The sequence below is a fragment of the Epilithonimonas mollis genome (assembly GCF_900142325.1).
Taxonomy (GTDB): Bacteria; Bacteroidota; Bacteroidia; order Flavobacteriales; family Weeksellaceae; genus Epilithonimonas; species Epilithonimonas mollis.
The window spans coordinates 1,387,648-1,404,820 of sequence record NZ_FRAM01000001.1; the positions used below are offsets into that span (position 1 = coordinate 1,387,648).

A 17,173-nucleotide genomic window follows, 5' to 3' on the forward strand; every position below is an offset into this window, starting at 1 on the left:
AAAAATCACGATAAAAAAAACTATTTTATTCGTAAATTATGAAGGCTATTTTTCTGTTGCCTTTATCATTTTCTCTACAAAAACATAAGTTGCAGGACAAATAAGCGTATTTTTGATGGTAAGATTATTAATCTGATAAATTTTCTTCCGGTCTGTGTGGGGATATTCTCTGCAAGCCTTTGGACGTACATCATAAATCGAACAGGTGTTGTCGTCATTCAGAAAAAAGCAAGGCAGGTTTTGAAGAACTTTGTCCTGATCTTCATCTATTCTCAGAAATTTAGATTCGAACTCCGCAGGCTTCATTCTGAGATGTTTAGAAATTCTTTCAATATCTTTTTCCGTGTAAAGCGGACCTGTGGTTTTACAGCAATTGGCACAGCTGAGGCAATCGATTTCACTGAACGTCTCTTCGTGCTTTTCTAAAACCAGATAATCAAGATTTTTAGGCGGTTTCTTTTTCAGCCCATCCAAAAATTTTTTGTGTTCCTTCTGCTTTTGCTGGGCTTGTGTTTTATAGAAATCGAGATTCATGCTGCAAAACTAACTGTTTTACTATGAAAAAACCAAGTAATATAGTCCGCACCAAAGCGCTGAAAAACCCAGCACAAACAGAAATGAAGATTTCAGATCCTGCTTGTTCTTTTTTATGAAATGTTTGTAAAGTGTTACAGAGATAAATCCTAAAACTACCAAAGTCGGCAAAATGGTGAATGTGTACATAACTTTGCTTTTCTCAAATATACGAAAAACTGATATTAATCTTATTATCAACCCATTGCAAATCATTAAATTTGTGAATATGAACGATATTACAACAAGAGAAGATGTAGAATATCTGGTTAAGGAATTCTATGGTCAAGTTATAAAGGATGATTTGATCGGGTTTTTCTTTACCGACATTGCGAAAATCGACCTCATCAAACATCTTCCGAAAATGTACAATTTCTGGGAAAGTATCCTGCTGGGAAATCCTGTCTATGAAGGAAATCCGATGCGTGTGCATTTTCCGCTGAATGAAGTTACTGCGTTGGAAGAAAAACATTTCAACCGCTGGCTGCAGGTTTGGGAAAAAACCGTGCACGACAACTTTGAAGGTGATATTGCTGAAACGGCAATTACCAGAGCATTGAATATTGGCAGGATTATGAACCATAAAATGGCAAATGCCAGAATCCGATGATTCTAAAAACCAATATTATGTAACTGGCAGTCAATCCAGTCTGTCAGCATATGAAACAATAATCCTACGCCAAGAATCCTGAGATTTCCTTTGAAGAATAACAACAGGAAATAAACACCAATCGCCCAATATGTATGGAGTGGATGAAAATTGATGCTGCATCTGTCCGGTGAAAAAACAGGTGTGCTGAGCAAATGATCAACATCCACCAGCATCGACGTGAGCATTATGAAATAAGCCTTTTTCCAATTCTTTCTGAAAAGCAGGAAAGCTATCACAATAGGAAATCCGAAGTGTAAAAAGTAATGCAAAAAAGGTCTCAGCAAAGAATCATCCATCAGATTTTTCCTTTTAAATAATTTTGCCGAAGTCGTTCATCCAATTTTTCTATGGCATATCGGAGACAGGTTCTTGGCATTTCTTTATAATGAGAATTAAGAAAATCAAGCAATTCGTTTTCGTCCTTTTTCCCCATTTCGCGAAGCAGCCAGCCGTTGGCTTTGTGCATCAGATCATGTGGATGATAAAGATTTTTGAGAGCGAGTGATTTCGTTAATTCAAATTGTCCTTTTTTGATGTGATACATTGTTCCTACAATTGCCATCCTTTTTTCCCACATACTTTCGGAATCGGATAGTTTTTCTAATATTTTAGAATCCTGATTTTCAAAACAATGCCTGCCTAAAATTTTATAACACGATGTATCCACCAGATCCCAATTGTTGATGTATTTTGTATGTCTCAGATAAAAATCTGCGATTTCTTTTTTCTGAATATTATCTTTTGTTTTTTCAAATTTATAAACCAGCATCACCAGAGCTGTCAACCGATGCTCATGGATTGGTGAAGACAACAACTCGCTTAACTCGTTCATAGAAATTTTATTATAAAATTCCATGGCAACGCTCCTTTGATCCGGAACCTTCACACCAATAAACAAATCGCCTTCGCCATACTCCCCTTTTCCGGTTTTAAAAAACTTCGGGAAGAATTCTGCCTTTTCGGGAATTGAAAGATCCTGCAAAGCCAATTTAATTTCCGAAACCATTAATGATGCTGACATAATTAATCAATTGTTTCCATGATCTTCTCTTCCGTAGCAATCTTTTTCGGATTCGCCACTTTTGCGATCGTCAATCCTTGAACAACAATCGAAAACACCACGACACAATAAGTGATACTGATGATAATCTGACTGTACTCATTGATCGGGATTGATAGTGCCAAAGCAATGGAAACGCCACCACGGATGCCACCCCAAACCAAAACTTTCACCGTTTGCGGGCTGAACCGGTATTTGAAAGCCATGAATTTTGTAGGAATAAAAATCGCTATCCAACGTGCAAGCAGAACAATCATAATACAAATACCACCGGCAATGAGATATTCATTTAAGTCTTTGATTAACAGCAACTCAAAACCAATAAATAAGAATAGAACCGCATTCATAATCTCGTCAATCAGCTCCCAAAATTTGATGAGATAATCCTGCGTTTCAGATTTCATTTTGAAACTTTCACTGAAATTCCCCATAAATAATCCTGCAGCCACCATTGCCAAAGGTGCAGAAATATGCATCTCGCGGGCAATCAGATAACCACCCATAACAACTGACAATGTGATGAGTACGGAAATGATATAATCATCCACAACCCGCATTGCTCTGGAAGCCGAATAGCCGAGAAGAACGCCTAAAAGTAATCCTCCTCCAGCCTCTCTTATGAGAAGAAGTCCTACATTTTCAACATTCAAATCAATGTCTTTTCCGATGGCTAATTGAAGAACCACCGTAAAAACGACAACTGCCATCCCATCATTAAACAAAGATTCGCCGGCAACTTTTGTTTCCAAAGATTTAGATACATTTGCCTGTTTCAGAATACTGAGAACTGCAACAGGATCTGTAGGAGAAATTAATGCCCCAAAAACCAAACAATAAATGAACGGCATTTGAACGCCAACCAGAGGCAATAAGTAATAAGTTCCAAAACCAACGGCAAAAGTTGAAATAATCACACCAACAGTAGAAAAAATAACAACAGGCCCGAATTGCTCTTTCAAATCCTTGATATTGACGTGGATTCCGCCTGCAAAAAGCAGAAAGTTCAACATCGCACCCATTAGAACTTCGGTAAAATCAAAGTTGTTTACCAATTTTGTTAAATGCGTCGTTGTCTTTGGTAAAAAATTATCGCCCGACGCTACCAAAGTTACCGATACGATAATTGCAATCACCATAATTCCAATGGTACTCGGTAATTTTAAAACGCGATAATTGATGTAAGCAAACAAAGATGCTAAGACGATAAGAACTGAAAATGAGTAATATAACTCCATTTATTTAGTTGGTGGTTTTTGGTTGATGGTTGTTAGTTTTTCAACTATGCTTTTAAAATTTTCATATTAATTTTCCTCATCATCAAAATACTCGAACAGGAAATCATTGTAAGGGAATCTCGAAATGTGGATTCTGTGAACCTCATCGTAAATCATTTTCTTCATTTCCGGGAAGTTCTCTTTAGTCAAAGCAGAGATGAAAACTGTCGGATGTTTGGATTTGGCCATCCACGTTTTTTTCCACTCCTCCAGTGAAATATTCTTTTTGGATGAGGGTGTCAAATCATCTTCATCTTTTTTCTCGTAACTAAAATCGTCAATCTTATTGAAAACCATAATCATCGGTTTCTGATGCGCATCAATTTCCTGAAGAATCTGATTGACAGAGGCAATATGGTCTTCAAAACTTTCATGTGAAATATCAACAACGTGAATCAGCAAATCCGCTTCACGAACCTCATCCAACGTCGATTTGAAAGATTCCACCAACTGTGTCGGCAATTTTCTGATAAACCCAACTGTATCTGTCAAAAGAAATGGAAGATTTCCAATCACCACTTTTCTTACCGTTGTGTCCAAGGTTGCAAACAATTTATTTTCCGCAAAAACATCCGATTTAGACAGCGCATTCATCAAGGTCGATTTCCCGACATTGGTATAACCTACCAAAGACACACGAACCATTTTACCTCGGTTTTGTCTTTGGGTAGACATTTGTTTGTCAATGGTTTTGAGCTTGTCTTTCAGCAAAGTAATTCGGTCACGGATAATCCTTCTGTCGGTTTCAATTTCCGTTTCACCCGGACCACGCATCCCGATTCCACCTTTTTGACGCTCAAGGTGGGTCCACATCCTTGTTAATCGTGGCAAAAGATATTGATACTGAGCCAGTTCAACCTGAGTTCTCGCATAGGAAGTCTGCGCTCTTTGGGCAAAAATATCAAGAATAAGATTGGTTCTGTCTAGAATTTTGACTTCCATTTCTCGCTCCAGATTCTTCAATTGCGAAGGCGACAATTCGTCATCAAAAATTACAGTACCGATTCCGTTTTCTTTAACATACTCTTTGATTTCCAAGGCTTTTCCGCTTCCCACGAAGGTTTTGGAATCCGGTTGTGTGAGCTTTTGGGTAAATCTCTTATCTACCGTCGCACCGGCTGTGAAAGCCAGAAACTCCAGCTCGTCCATATATTCTTTCAGTTTACTTTCGTCCTGATTTTGGGTGACAAGGCCAACCAAAACCGCTCTTTCATACTGATGTTCTTTCTTTTCTAACATTTAAAATTGATAATTTTCTGATTCTGACAAGATACTATTTTTGAACAAAAAAACCAAAGAATATCTTTGGCTCTTTTAATTTTCTTCTAACGCAAAGTCGCAAAATTTGCACTTAAGTTAATCTTATAAAAGTCGCATATAAAATTTATAATTTGAAATTTTTTGTGTGTCGATTTTCAAAATATTTTTGCGACTTTGCGATAAATCCACTTAACTCTCAAGTGTTGCAGTCAATGACTTTTCAAAGCTGAAAGCCTGACTCACAGGACAATTTTCTTTGGCATCCTGCGCAATTTTTTGGAAATCATCTTCTGAGATTCCAGGGATTTTAGCAGTCAGTGTAAGTTCCGACAAAGTGATTTTACCTTCCACCAAACTGATTTTGCAATCGGTTTCCAGACTTTCCGGCGTGTAACCTGCCTCTGTCAATAGCGCTGAAGTTTTCATTGTGAAACATCCTGCGTGAGCTGCTGCCAATAATTCTTCCGGATTGGTTCCGACACCTTCCTCGAAACGGCTTTTGAATGAATATTGAGTTTCATTCAGCGTTGTACTTTGTGTTGTCAGAACACCGCTTCCGTCTTTTACTGTTCCTTTCCAAACAGCTTTTGCACTTCTTTTCATAAGTTTTATTTTGGTTTGATTATATTATTTTATCAACGCAAAGGCGTTATCTTTCTAAATTCAAAGTTTTAAGTTGGTAATGGAATCATTCATCATTTATCATTCATCAATTATTGCTCAATCCCAATCTGCAGCTACAAATTTCATCGAGGTTATTCCGTTTGTTAAGGTTAAGAAATGCCCTTCGATTTTGTATTGATTCATTTTTGGTAAATCTTTACCAAACAGTTCCTCTAGCTTCATTCTGCCTTCACAATACATCATCGTAGAGCCAACACCTGAAAATTTAGCTTTTCCTTGATTGAATTCTCCCGTGAAAAACATTCCGTTACAGCCCATTTTTGCAGTATGCCGGTTGGGTACATCAGAATTTTTCGTCAAATCCATATTGGCTTCTAGTTTTACAAGTTCATCTTTCGTGAAACCATTGTATTCAACCAACATCCATTTTCTGTGAATATTTTCCATTGTAGTAGCGGAATGATTCGATGTTTTACAAGAATACATTAAAAGCACTAAAAATGATAAAACACCGATTGTTTTTAGAAATTTCATCTTTTCAAATTTACTCATTCTATGTGCCAAATTCATACCATTAGATGTAAAATAATCATTAAATTAGCCAGCAAAATAATATTCTCAATGAAAAAAATATTTTTAGCATTGACCCTGATTCTGGGCTATGCACAAATGAGAGCTGACGAAGGGATGTGGCTTCTTATGCTCGTAAAACGTCTGAACGGAGTGGATATGCAGAAAGAAGGTCTGCACCTCACGCCGGAAGAAATTTATTCTGTAAACAACTCCAGTTTGAAAGATGCCATCGTAAGTTTTGGTGGTTTCTGTACCGGTGAGATCGTTTCTAACCAAGGTTTGATTTTTACCAATCACCATTGTGGTTACGATGCTGTTGCGGCAGCTTCAACGCCTGAAAAAGATTATCTGAAGAACGGATTCTGGGCAATGAAAACTAATGAGGAATTCAATGCTAAAGGTTTGTATGTAAGATTTCTGGTAAGAATGGATGACGTTTCTGAGAGAATCAACTCCAAACTGAACAACAATATGTCTGCAGCCGACAGAAAAACAGTTATCGATGCAGAATACAAGGCGATCCAGACAGAAAACTCAGAGAATGGAAAATATACTGTTGTCGTAAGAGATTTTTTTAATGGGAACGAATTCTATTACTTTGTTTATCAGGATTATAAAGACATCCGTTTGGTTGGAGCACCGCCTTCATCTTTAGGAAAATTCGGTGGAGATACAGACAACTGGGAATGGCCTAGACATACCGCTGATTTCACGGTTTTCCGTGTTTATGGAGATGCCAATGGAAATCCAGCTGAATATTCCGAGGCAAACAAACCTCTGAAACCAAAACACTTCTTACCTGTTTCTCTAAAAGGTTATAAGCCAGGAGATTTCACAATGATCCTTGGTTACCCTGGAAGAACAAACCGTTATCTGACTTCTTACGGAATCGAGCAAATGGTGGATAAAGATTATCCGGCTTGGGTAGAAGCTTCAAAAGTAACCATGGATGTTCTAAAAAAATACATGGATAAGGACAAAGCCACTCAGCTAGACTATGCTTCTCAGTATGCCAGCGTTGCAAACTACTGGAAAAACAGGGCTGGAACTATTGATGCAGTTAAGAAAAACGGAACAGTTGCTGAAAAACAAAAACTTGAAGAAAAGTATAATCAATGGGCAGCACAGTCTCCAAACGAGCAAACCTATTACAAAGTATTGCCAGATATCCAGGCTTACTATAAGCAAATATCAGGAAGAAATGTAGAGAGGAACTACGCTTCTATTTTGCAAAGAAATGCCCATTACATTGCTACAGCCTATCAATTGGGAAGCCTTTTCAAAACCTATGCTGATCAGGACGAAGCCGGAAAAGCCGCGATGAAACAAAAAGTTCTTGATGCTGTTGAGAAGGCATACGATGGATTCCATGATAATGTGGAAGGCGAAATGTTAAATTCTCTTGCTTCTCTTTACAAAACTAAAGTTGCTAAAGAATTCGCTTCCCCAACGATTTTGGCTGCTGATGTGAATAACCTTTCAACAATGGCTTACGAATCTGTTTTCGCTAACAAAAAATCAGCATTAGCTTTCATCGAGAATCCAGACAGATTGAAAATCGATGCAGATAAACTGAGACAATTTGCCAACGGAATTGTTGAAGATCAAAAATTAGGATTGGAAAAATACTCTAAAGTAGATGAGAATTTTGCCAAAAACAGTAGATTATTCTTAGACGGGCTCAGAAAATCCCAGCCGGAGAAAAAATTCTATCCGGATGCTAACTCTACAATGAGACTAACTTACGGAACAATTGAAACATTGCCTGAAAGAGCCGATAGAAACTACAAAGGCATCAAGGAAAACTATTATACAGATATCAACGGTATGGTTGCCAAATACAAAAAAGGCGACGAAGAATTCGACCTTCCTCAGAAAGTTCTTGATCTTGCCAAGAAAAAAGATTACGGACAATATGCGGATAAGAAAGGTGGTTTTATGCCAATCAACTTCCTGTCTAATAATGATATCACGGGTGGAAACTCTGGTTCACCAATTATCGATGGAAACGGTCATTTGATTGGTCTTGCTTTCGATGGAAACAGCGAAGCTTTGAGCGGCGATATCGTTTTCGAACCAAAATTGCAGAGAACGATTAACGTTGACGTTCGTTACGTTCTTTGGATTATCGACAAATATGCTGGTGCAACAAGACTCATCAGCGAGCTGACACTTGTAAAATAATTTATCACAAAAGCGTAAGAGCCACCAAAATATTGGTGGCTTTTTTTAATTCCTGGAAATAGGCGTCAGCGTACTGATTCCGATTCTGTTGTAAGAGTTAATGATAACGATGGTCATTATTATTTCGGCAATTTGTTGCTCGGTAAAAACTTGTTTCGCCTTGTTATAGATTTCTTCCGACAATCCGTTTTTGTTTATTAAAGTAATCTCCTCAGTCATTTTCAATATGATTTGCTCCTCCACAGAATAAAGTTCCAGCGCCTCTCTCCAGGCATTGAGAAGGTAGATCCTTTGTGGTGTTTCGCCCAATTTTACTGCATCTCTTGTATGCAAGTCCAGACAATGCGCACATCCGTTGATTTGCGAAGCTCTGATTTTAATGAGCTCCTGCCAAGTGTGACTTAGCGAAATGTTCTGTAGGTAATTTACCAAACCCAGCATTGCTTTGTATGCTGCGGCATCCGTTTTTGCCAAATTAAATCGTGTACTCATAAAAATTGTTTTTTATTATTTAACAAAATTCGGATTACTAGAATTCAAAAAACTTAAACTGGTTTAAGAAAGTATTTTGGTGGCTTTTTTGTTGTGGTTACAACAAGCAAAATTTTAGTATTTTTTTTGTAAATTAGAGAAATCATTTTTTATGAATTTAAAAGCATTATTTCATTGGTCTTATATTTTTCCTATTCTATCCCTGATTTATTACCTTCTTGGCGTCACAGATGAGAGTTCTTTACTGGCTGCATTAGGAGCTATTCTTTTGATTTCGGCAGTTCTCTCTGCTGTCCATCATGCCGAGGTTGTTGCGCACAAAGTCGGCGAGCCATTCGGAACCATCATCCTCGCAATTGCCATCACAGTTCTGGAAGTAGGTCTTATAGTATCACTGATGATGGCTGGCGGAAGCAAGGCTGCCACGCTTCCAAGAGATACTGTTTTCGCAGCGATTATGCTGATTCTCAACGGAATTCTGGGTGCCTGTCTTTTAGCAGGTGGTGTCAAATTCAAAGAACAGTTTTTTGCAAGATCATCAGGAAATATGGCACTTATCGGACTCGTCGCCATTGTAGTCATGACATTGATATTACCCAATTATACCACCAGCGAGATCACACCTTCCTTTAACAACTCCCAATTAATTTTCTTCTCCGTTGCTTCTCTGGTTATCTATGGCACATTCCTGATGGTACAGACTGTACGCCACAGAAACTACTTTTTGCCGGAAGACGATGAAGACACACATGCGGAACCACCATCGAATTTCATTAGTTTTACCAGTTTACTATTTCTGATTATTTGCCTCGGTGTTGTTGTTTTTCTTGCAAAAGCACTTTCCCCCAAGATTGAAGCCGTCGTTGAGAACTTTGGTGCTCCGGAGTCACTTGTCGGGGTGATTATTGCCGCTGTTGTTTTACTTCCGGAGGGTTTAGCCGCTATAAAAGCAGCCAGGAAAAATCATTTTCAGACCAGTCTCAATCTGGCTTTAGGTTCTGCTTTGGCGAGTATCGGTCTTACCATTCCCTGTGTTGCGGTAGTCTGCATAATGTTTGATCTGCCATTAGTTTTGGGACTGGATACAAAGTCGATGATCCTTCTGGCATTATCGTTATACACCGTGATGCTTTCGCTGAACAGAGGCAAAACAAATGTCTTATATGGCGTTGTGCTTCTGGTGAATCTTTTCGCTTATATTTTTACAGTGATTGTTCCGTAAAATTTATATTTTTAATGAATGAAAAGCTTTGAAACCGAGAGACTGATTTTGAAACCTGCAGAAGTTAAAGATGCAGATTTTTTTCTCAAGTTATATAATATGCCTTCGTTTATCAAATATATTGGTGACCGCAATCTCCGTACGAAAGAAGATGCAGAAAATTATATCAACAACCGGTTTTTTCCTCAATTCGAAAAACTAGGCTTTGGAAACTATGTTGTGATTCTGAAAGAAGACAACACTAAAATTGGCGCTGTTGGGATTTTTGAAAGAGAAGGTCTTGATGTTTTAGATATTGGTTTTTCTTTTTTGGAAAAATATGAAGGAAAAGGATTCGCTTACGAGTCAGCCAACAAACTGAAAGAAGTGGCTGCTTCGGATTTTGGAGTCCATAAAATCTCAGCGATTACAACAAAAGATAATTACTCTTCCCAAAAATTAATCGAGAAATTAGGGTTGAAGTTTCAAAAAATGGTTACCATTCCAAACGATGACGAGGAATTGATGTATTATGAAAACTGAATTCCATCTGCCCAATCGCATTGAATTTATTGAATCAAAAAAATTAATCGGATTCAGGATTACGACTTCTTTTCAGGATGACAAAACTCCGGTTGTCTGGAAGATTTTTATGATGAGAAGAAAGGAAATCTCCAACCGAATTTCTCATCAATTATTCTCACTTCAAATCTATCCTGAAGATTTTACGCCCAGTCAAACTTTTACAAAATATGCTTTGGCTGAAGTCTCTGATTTCGACAATGTCCCAAACGATTTTGACTTGTTTGAATTAGAAAGTGGAAAATATCTGGTCTTCAATTACAAAGGCAAGGCAGAAAACGGACCAGAAATTTTCAGTTACATTTTCCAAAATTTCATTCCGGAAAATCAGTTTGAGATTGATACCAGACCACATTTTGAAATTTTTGGAACGATTATAATCCGAATGATGATTCTGCCGAGGAAGAGATTTGGATTCCGATAAAGTAATTGCTATCTCCATTCGTAGGCAATTGCATTCACGATGATTCTGATTGCTTTTCACCAATTTTGTATTTTGTTCCAAAAAATATTGTAGCATCTTTCGCACCTGCTGTCAAATCTGAAGAATTCCATAATTCCAATTTCGATGCTTCCCAGTAAATGTTGATAAAATAATCTTTTTCATCTTCAGAAAGTTTTGGATTTTAAATGATGAATTTATAAAAACCAAGGCTTATCCCTCTCATTGAAATGTTCTATGATCTCTGAAAGCTATTCGATTTTTTTAATTTTAATCTAAAATCTGAGCCGCGTGGTCTTTGGTTTTCACTTTATCAATAACCTGAATGCAAATTCCATTCTCATCAAAAACAAAAGTCGTTCTCACAATTCCCATAAACTCTCTTCCCATAAACTTCTTCAACTGCCAAACTCCGAATTTGTTAATTACATCGTGATTTTCATCTGCAATGACATCAAATGGCAATTCATATTTATCCGTAAAGGTTTTTTGACGTTTTACAGAATCTGCACTCACACCCAGCAATTGAAAACCTTTCTCTTTCAAAACCGAATAATTATCTCTCAAATTACACGCTTCCGCCGTACAACCCGGCGTACTGGCTTTCGGATAAAAGAAGACAACCAATTTTTTGCCTTTGAATTGTTCTGAATTAATTTCTTTCCCGTCTTGATTAGTCCCAAGAAATTCCGGTAAAGAATCACCAAGCTTCAACATAATTTCTATTTTTGCTGAGACAAATTTACTCTCAAAATGACAAAAAAACAAAGAGCCAGGATTGTTCAGGAAGAATTAGAAAAATTATATCCGGAAGTTCCGATTCCGCTGGATCACAAAGATGCTTATACTCTGATGGTTGCAGTCGCACTTTCTGCCCAGACGACTGACAAAAAAGTGAATCAGATCACACCTAAACTTTTTGCGGTTGCTGATACACCTGAGAAAATGGCAAAGCTGAATGTTGAAGAAATCAAGGAATTGATCAGAGAAATCGGACTTTCGAATTCCAAAGCGAAAAATCTGAAAAAAATGGCGGAAGCCCTGGTTGAGAAATATAATTCCATAGTTCCTCAGACTTATGAAGAATTGGAAGGTTTGGCCGGCGTTGGTCACAAAACCGCTTCCGTTGTGATGAGTCAGGGATTTGGTTTTCCTGCGTTTCCTGTTGACACGCACATTCACAGACTGATGACGCAATGGAAACTGACATCAGGAAAAAACGTTGTAGAAACCGAAAGAGACGCAAAAAGCCTTTGGGATGAAAACGTCTGGAACAAACTGCACCTTCAGATTATTTTTTACGGACGAGAATATTCTCCAGCGAGAGGCAACAAGGAAAAGGATTTTATTTCGAAAATGCTTTTTGAAAAATAGTTTATTTATCTATTCGCCCAAAGATCCATTTTTCTTTCCAGAACCTCCAAAGGAAGACAGCCTTGGCTCAAAACTTCATCGTGGAAAGCTGCGAGATTAAACTTATCCCCCATCAGTTTCTGATACTTATTTCTCAGCTCGCGGATTTTCATAGCGCCCGTTTTGTAGCTCAAAGCCTGTCCCGGCAACGCCATATAACGCTCCACTTCTGCTGTCGCTCCCGCTTCATCATATGCGACATTGCTCAGAAAATATTTGATAGCTTCTTCGCGTGACATTTGTCCTGTGTGGATTCCTGTATCGATAACCAGACGAACAGCGCGCAACATCTCATCACTTAGAGAACCCATTTTCTGATAAGGATCTTTATAAAGACCGAATTCTGTTCCGAGTGATTCGCAATACAAAGCCCAGCCTTCTCCGTATGCACCGATCCAGCCAAATCTCATAAATTTTGGCAGCTTCGTGTTTTCCTGTTGCAAAGAAATCTGATAATGATGCCCCGGAATCGCCTCATGCAGGAAAAGTGATTCCATCCCGGATGTAACATTGAACTTCTTCGGGTCGGGAATTGGCGTGTAGAAAATACCGGGCCGTTTGCCGTCCGAACTTCCCTGGATATACTCTGCACTTGCACTAGCTTCGCGGTATTTCTCTGTCTGGCGGATTTCGAATGGTGTTTTTGGTATGACATTAAACATCGTTTTCAGCTTAGGCGTGATTTTATCCAGAATGGACTGGAATCCTGCCAGCACTTCTACGGAAGTTTTATAAGGCATCGCTTTCGGGTCGGTTTTTACGTAATTCAGGAATTCTTCCAACGAGCCTTTGAAGCCAACCTGAGATTTTACTTTTTCCATTTCAGTACGGATTCTGCCAACTTCTGAAAGTCCTGTTTTATGGATGTCTTCCGGTGTTTTGTCTGTAGTTGTCCAGCTTTTAACATAATAATTGTAAATATTAGTTCCGTTTGGTAAAGCATGATAACCATATGTAATTCTGGATTTAGGAAGATATTCTTTTTCAAGGAATTCGGCCATTTTGAGATAAGCAGGAATCAGTTTGGTCTTGATAGCATCCTGATAAAGTTTATCATATTTATTAGCTGTGACAGGTTTGAAATCTTTCGGAATTTTTTTTATCGGACCATAGAAAATATTCTTATCGATATCTGTCGTCGTGATTTCTTCGGCTTTCATTTGCGGAATCATTTTCACGACCAAAGCCTTTGGTAAAACCACATTATTTTTAATGCCCGAACGGAAGTTTTCAATCGCTGAGTCCATCCATACAGGGAATTCCTCTATTCTCTTCAGCCAATTGTCATAATCTTTCTCCGTTTTAAAAGGCTGAATTCCGGTTCCGCTTCCTAACATAGGAAAGGTCAATGGCAACCCGTCGAACTGAGTAAAAGGAATATATTCCGGGTGATAGGCATAGCGTTCCTGTTTATCGATCAGCGTATATTCCAGAACATCGTACACAACTTTATGATCATTGTCCAGATTGTTATAATCAATCGATTTCAGCTGATTCTGGAACGAATTATAAAATGCAATTTCTTTTTTAATAAAATCCTCACTCAGATTATTCGGAAGCTGGTCATTATAACGTTCATCACCCTGTGAAGTGGCTTCCAAGGGATAAAACTTCAAATACTCTTCATAATAACGGGCAGCAAGAGAATCCAGATCTGAAGCGGATGAGCCGACAGTTGTTTTCATCATCGGCGAATCTCCTTTTTTGCAGGAAAAGAAACAAAAAGTGATTATGGATAAAAATATAATTTTGTAGAAACCTTTCATTGAGAATAAATTTTAACATCGTAAAGATAAGAATTTTAAATATCCATCATTATATTCATATTTTAGAAACCATATGCAAATAATATTAATATAATATCAACAAAACATTGTTCGTGCAAAACAATCATTAAAAATAACAAACAAAAATTTTTCAAATTCAATCAAATTTCTATCTTTGTTAAGCACAATTAAAATTTATAAATAATTCATTGTCCTTATAATGAAAGGAATATTAAAGATTTACCACCCAGACGAAACTCTGAAGTATTTTATAAGAAACACCTATTGCAAATCCGTCTATCTCAATGCCCAGAACTTTCTGGAAGTAGAAATCATCACGGATGATTCTGTGGACCATGTGGACGATGATTCTCTGCAATATAAGTTCCCTCAGCTTTCTCTGAATGTTTTTGAATTCCCGATATCCGAATCCGAGCTGGAAGGAAAGCATTTCCAGGTAGATGACACGGATGATGATACCTACACAGAAGTCGACCTTTTTGATGATGATGAAGCTTTTCTTTACGATAATGATTTGAGCTTTTCAAAAAACGAAAAGGACGAGCTGGAGCTCTGCTGGAAAGGAACAATCACAGATTTCTATACCGGCCTGGACACTCCGATTCCTTTCAAGCTCAAATGCAACTTCCGTCAGGATGACATCGAAGTAGACGATTAAACAATCTCCAAAAAATAATAATTATATTTATGAATCGTTATAAAACTAATTGTAACGAAAATTTCTTATTGTATGTATCAAGACCTGGATGATATTGTTTTTGAAGACAGACACAAAGCTTATGGTGCGTACGAGTTTCGTAAACATTACGACTTTACGCTGACCAAAGCTCTGGTGGTGGGAATATTTATTTTCTCGGTATTTTTCTTCCTACCCGCAACATTTATCAAAGTGCCGAAAAACACAGCTGTCAACAGCGAAAAAATAATCCCTGTTGAGTTAACCGAGATGCGTATCAATTATGGTGACAACAGAAACGGGAAAGGTATAGAGGAACCCAAAGAGGAACAAGCAAGTCCGGCTCCAATAATTGAGAAAAAAGAGGAGCGAGAAATCGTCACCGAAGCGGCAAAAACCGCCATAGAAAAAGCGGAAAAAGATATTCCGGAAAATACCGTTCCAATACCAACCAGAGCCAAAAATCCGTCCGTTACCACAAAAAAAACAAATGAAAAATCCAATTCGAATAGCGTTTCTAATTCAGCAAAAAACACATCCGGAAAAACCAACGTCAAAGGTGATATCAAAAAAGAAAATGCAACTGGCGACGGCCGCGGAAATGCGGCTATCGGAAATCTGATTAAAGGACGTGGAACCAAATCCGGCTCGCAAGGCAATGGCAATGGCCCCGGAAATTATGGCGATCCGCTTGGAGGCGATGGAGACGGAACAAGTCTGATAGGTGTCGATAGAAAACTAGTCGGTTTTATCCCCGGAACTATGGGACGAGGCGGTGCACAACCAAATCACGACTGTACTGCCAGCGGCAGCATTACCATATCTTATACGGTGGACAAATCAGGAAAAGTCACTTCTGCAAGACGACTGAGCGGAATTTCGGATCCGTGTATCACGAATACTGCAACCAGCTGGGTAAAACAATATGTAAAAGCGGAAGCTGCAAATGTTTCGTCCAAAGGAACTTATAAGATCATTTTTTAAATCCTATTAATAATCATCTTTTGCGAATTTCTCCAGCTCTTCTCGGGTTAATCATCAACTAATTTCATAAATTTGAAACTGCATTAAAAATAAAAATCAAACTATGGTAAAGGAAAACATTTCTATCTGGGAATTCTTATTTGGCGGAAGTTTGCTGAGTGTTTGTCTGGTTATTGTCCTGCTATTTCTGGGCGTTGCAGCTATCGTTTTTTTTATACAAAAATTAATGGCTCTCAACCGTGAAAACCAGGTTGATCCTTATCTTTTAAAGAATGTAAATGATCTTCTCAATGACGGAAGAATACAATCTGCCGTCGATTTTTGTAAAAGAGATAATTCTCCGGAATCAAGAAGTGTTGAAAAAGGACTTTCCAGATTGGGACGACCTGTAGGGGAAATTGCCAATGCCATGGAAACCCACGCACAGATTGAACTGAACAAAGCAGAAAAAAACATCAATTTTCTGGCAACTGTTTCCGGCGCAGCACCGATGCTGGGGCTTCTTGGCGGTATTCTGATCCTGGCTTCCACTTTTGGAACATTATCAAAAACAGAAACCGTAATGGCTCAAAACCTTTTAGCTGCTGACTTTTACAAAGCATTAGCGCCGTCCGCAGTTGGGCTTACCGTCGGATTTTTGTCTTATATTTTTCATAATATCCTGGTGTCAAAAGTGGATTATACGCTGATGAAAATCCAGTATCACACCAATGAGTTTCTTGACATCATCAATAAACCTTCTTAAATAATGGAATTCCGAAGAAGAACAAAAAAATTATCCGGGTTGCCAATTGCTTTTTGCGTGGTTGCGCTGTTATTTTTTGTGCTTTTATTTTCTTTCAATTCGGTTTATTACCACTCGATTCAACAAAAAGAATTTGTTAAGATAGAATTTCATAAACCAGAAATAGAGCTAGAAAAAGATTCTGTTGTAAAACCGGACATCTATGTTCCGGATATAGAAGTTTTGCCTCCAGACACGGTTTCTATTGCAGAGTCAAAGCCAAAAGAAGAAGCTGTAAAAGAGGAGAAAACATCAGCCGACAAAAATAAAAATCTAGCCAAAAAAGAAGACTCAAAAGACTCAAAAACAGCGGATTCTAAAGAAGAAAAAATCACCAAAATCGGGAAAGACAGAGTTCTTACGGGTTTTGTTCCAGGAACAATGGGAAAAGCCGGGAAATTACCTCCTCACAATTGTAAAACCAAAGGTCAGCTGGTAATGTTCATTACCATCGATAAAGCAGGAAATGTTACCAATGCAGGGCGAAGCAGCGGAATCAAAGATGCGTGCAATATCACAACTGCGGTAATCTGGATAAAGCAATATATAAAAGCTAAAAAATCCCAGAACATGTCGCAGGGCATTTACACGATTAATTTTTAATTTAGGCGC

21 protein-coding genes are annotated in these 17,173 nt (G+C 38.1%); 10 read left to right on the forward strand and 11 right to left on the reverse strand.

The window, feature by feature from the left end:
* Positions 1–45: 45 nt before the first annotated feature.
* A complete protein-coding gene (locus tag BUA97_RS06225) occupies positions 46–534 on the reverse strand; it encodes a YkgJ family cysteine cluster protein (protein ID WP_072996939.1) in 489 nt (162 codons plus the stop codon).
* Positions 535–555: 21 nt separating this feature from the next.
* Complete coding sequence (locus BUA97_RS17120) at positions 556–723, reverse strand: hypothetical protein (protein ID WP_175546176.1); 168 nt, start codon at positions 721–723, stop codon at positions 556–558.
* A 79-nt stretch (positions 724–802) separates the two neighbouring features.
* Here BUA97_RS17120 and BUA97_RS06230 point away from each other — a divergent pair, with 79 nt between their 5' ends.
* The gene (locus BUA97_RS06230) at positions 803–1,183 is read left to right on the forward strand and encodes a group III truncated hemoglobin (protein ID WP_072996940.1); all 381 of its coding nucleotides are present in this window, start codon (positions 803–805) and stop codon (positions 1,181–1,183) included.
* Between the two features lie 2 nt (positions 1,184–1,185).
* On the opposite strand, the gene BUA97_RS06235 is transcribed toward BUA97_RS06230, so the two are convergent.
* The 6 genes from BUA97_RS06235 to BUA97_RS06260 all read right to left on the reverse strand — a co-directional run bounded on the left by BUA97_RS06235 (position 1,186) and on the right by BUA97_RS06260 (position 5,977).
* A complete protein-coding gene (locus BUA97_RS06235; RefSeq protein ID WP_221405649.1) occupies positions 1,186–1,521 on the reverse strand; it encodes a DUF6122 family protein in 336 nt (111 codons plus the stop codon).
* The gene (locus BUA97_RS06240) at positions 1,521–2,246 is read right to left on the reverse strand and encodes a DNA alkylation repair protein (protein WP_072996941.1); all 726 of its coding nucleotides are present in this window, start codon (positions 2,244–2,246) and stop codon (positions 1,521–1,523) included. The genes BUA97_RS06235 and BUA97_RS06240 overlap by 1 nt, the downstream gene beginning before the upstream one ends.
* 2 nt (positions 2,247–2,248) lie before the next feature.
* Positions 2,249–3,520 (reverse strand): cation:proton antiporter, encoded by a 1,272-nt coding sequence (locus BUA97_RS06245; protein ID WP_072996942.1) that lies wholly within the window; start codon positions 3,518–3,520, stop codon positions 2,249–2,251.
* 66 nt (positions 3,521–3,586) lie between these two features.
* Entirely contained in the window at positions 3,587–4,798 is a 1,212-nt protein-coding gene (hflX, locus tag BUA97_RS06250; RefSeq protein ID WP_072996943.1) for a GTPase HflX, read from the reverse strand.
* A gap of 210 nt (positions 4,799–5,008) precedes the next feature.
* Positions 5,009–5,422, reverse strand: a complete 414-nt coding sequence (locus BUA97_RS06255) for an OsmC family protein (RefSeq protein WP_072996944.1) — start codon at positions 5,420–5,422, stop codon at positions 5,009–5,011.
* A 117-nt stretch (positions 5,423–5,539) separates the two neighbouring features.
* Complete coding sequence (locus BUA97_RS06260) at positions 5,540–5,977, reverse strand: META domain-containing protein (RefSeq protein WP_245795816.1); 438 nt, start codon at positions 5,975–5,977, stop codon at positions 5,540–5,542.
* 87 nt (positions 5,978–6,064) lie between these two features.
* On the opposite strand from BUA97_RS06260, the gene BUA97_RS06265 reads away from it, so the two are divergent.
* Positions 6,065–8,200, forward strand: coding sequence for a S46 family peptidase (locus tag BUA97_RS06265; RefSeq protein WP_072996945.1), 2,136 nt, complete (start codon positions 6,065–6,067; stop codon positions 8,198–8,200).
* A gap of 45 nt (positions 8,201–8,245) precedes the next feature.
* Here BUA97_RS06265 and BUA97_RS06270 read toward each other — a convergent pair whose 3' ends face one another.
* Positions 8,246–8,692, reverse strand: a complete 447-nt coding sequence (locus tag BUA97_RS06270; protein ID WP_072996946.1) for a carboxymuconolactone decarboxylase family protein — start codon at positions 8,690–8,692, stop codon at positions 8,246–8,248.
* Positions 8,693–8,843: 151 nt separating this feature from the next.
* On the opposite strand from BUA97_RS06270, the gene BUA97_RS06275 reads away from it, so the two are divergent.
* Genes BUA97_RS06275 through BUA97_RS06285 form a run of 3 tightly spaced genes read left to right on the forward strand, consistent with a single transcriptional unit; the run spans position 8,844 to position 10,899 of the window.
* Positions 8,844–9,914, forward strand: coding sequence for a calcium:proton antiporter (locus BUA97_RS06275; RefSeq protein ID WP_072996947.1), 1,071 nt, complete (start codon positions 8,844–8,846; stop codon positions 9,912–9,914).
* A gap of 18 nt (positions 9,915–9,932) precedes the next feature.
* Complete coding sequence (locus tag BUA97_RS06280; RefSeq protein WP_072996948.1) at positions 9,933–10,436, forward strand: GNAT family N-acetyltransferase; 504 nt, start codon at positions 9,933–9,935, stop codon at positions 10,434–10,436.
* Entirely contained in the window at positions 10,426–10,899 is a 474-nt protein-coding gene (locus BUA97_RS06285) for a GyrI-like domain-containing protein (RefSeq protein WP_084081265.1), read from the forward strand. Before BUA97_RS06280 ends, BUA97_RS06285 begins: the two co-directional genes overlap by 11 nt.
* A gap of 288 nt (positions 10,900–11,187) precedes the next feature.
* On the opposite strand, the gene bcp is transcribed toward BUA97_RS06285, so the two are convergent.
* Complete coding sequence (bcp, locus tag BUA97_RS06290) at positions 11,188–11,634, reverse strand: thioredoxin-dependent thiol peroxidase (RefSeq protein WP_072996949.1); 447 nt, start codon at positions 11,632–11,634, stop codon at positions 11,188–11,190.
* A gap of 36 nt (positions 11,635–11,670) precedes the next feature.
* On the opposite strand from bcp, the gene BUA97_RS06295 reads away from it, so the two are divergent.
* On the forward strand, positions 11,671–12,291 hold the full coding sequence (locus BUA97_RS06295) for an endonuclease III domain-containing protein (protein WP_072996950.1): 621 nt from the start codon (positions 11,671–11,673) through the stop codon (positions 12,289–12,291).
* A 5-nt stretch (positions 12,292–12,296) separates the two neighbouring features.
* On the opposite strand, the gene BUA97_RS06300 is transcribed toward BUA97_RS06295, so the two are convergent.
* The gene (locus tag BUA97_RS06300; protein ID WP_072996951.1) at positions 12,297–14,096 is read right to left on the reverse strand and encodes a DUF885 domain-containing protein; all 1,800 of its coding nucleotides are present in this window, start codon (positions 14,094–14,096) and stop codon (positions 12,297–12,299) included.
* 220 nt (positions 14,097–14,316) lie between these two features.
* Here BUA97_RS06300 and BUA97_RS06305 point away from each other — a divergent pair, with 220 nt between their 5' ends.
* From BUA97_RS06305 to BUA97_RS06320, 4 genes are all read left to right on the forward strand, one after another.
* Positions 14,317–14,775, forward strand: coding sequence for a hypothetical protein (locus BUA97_RS06305; protein WP_072996952.1), 459 nt, complete (start codon positions 14,317–14,319; stop codon positions 14,773–14,775).
* Between the two features lie 72 nt (positions 14,776–14,847).
* The gene (locus BUA97_RS06310; RefSeq protein WP_245795818.1) at positions 14,848–15,777 is read left to right on the forward strand and encodes a ferric siderophore ABC transporter substrate-binding protein; all 930 of its coding nucleotides are present in this window, start codon (positions 14,848–14,850) and stop codon (positions 15,775–15,777) included.
* Between the two features lie 103 nt (positions 15,778–15,880).
* Positions 15,881–16,522, forward strand: a complete 642-nt coding sequence (locus BUA97_RS06315) for a MotA/TolQ/ExbB proton channel family protein (RefSeq protein WP_072996953.1) — start codon at positions 15,881–15,883, stop codon at positions 16,520–16,522.
* Between the two features lie 3 nt (positions 16,523–16,525).
* On the forward strand, positions 16,526–17,164 hold the full coding sequence (locus tag BUA97_RS06320) for a hypothetical protein (protein WP_072996954.1): 639 nt from the start codon (positions 16,526–16,528) through the stop codon (positions 17,162–17,164).
* Positions 17,165–17,173 lie beyond the last annotated feature (9 nt).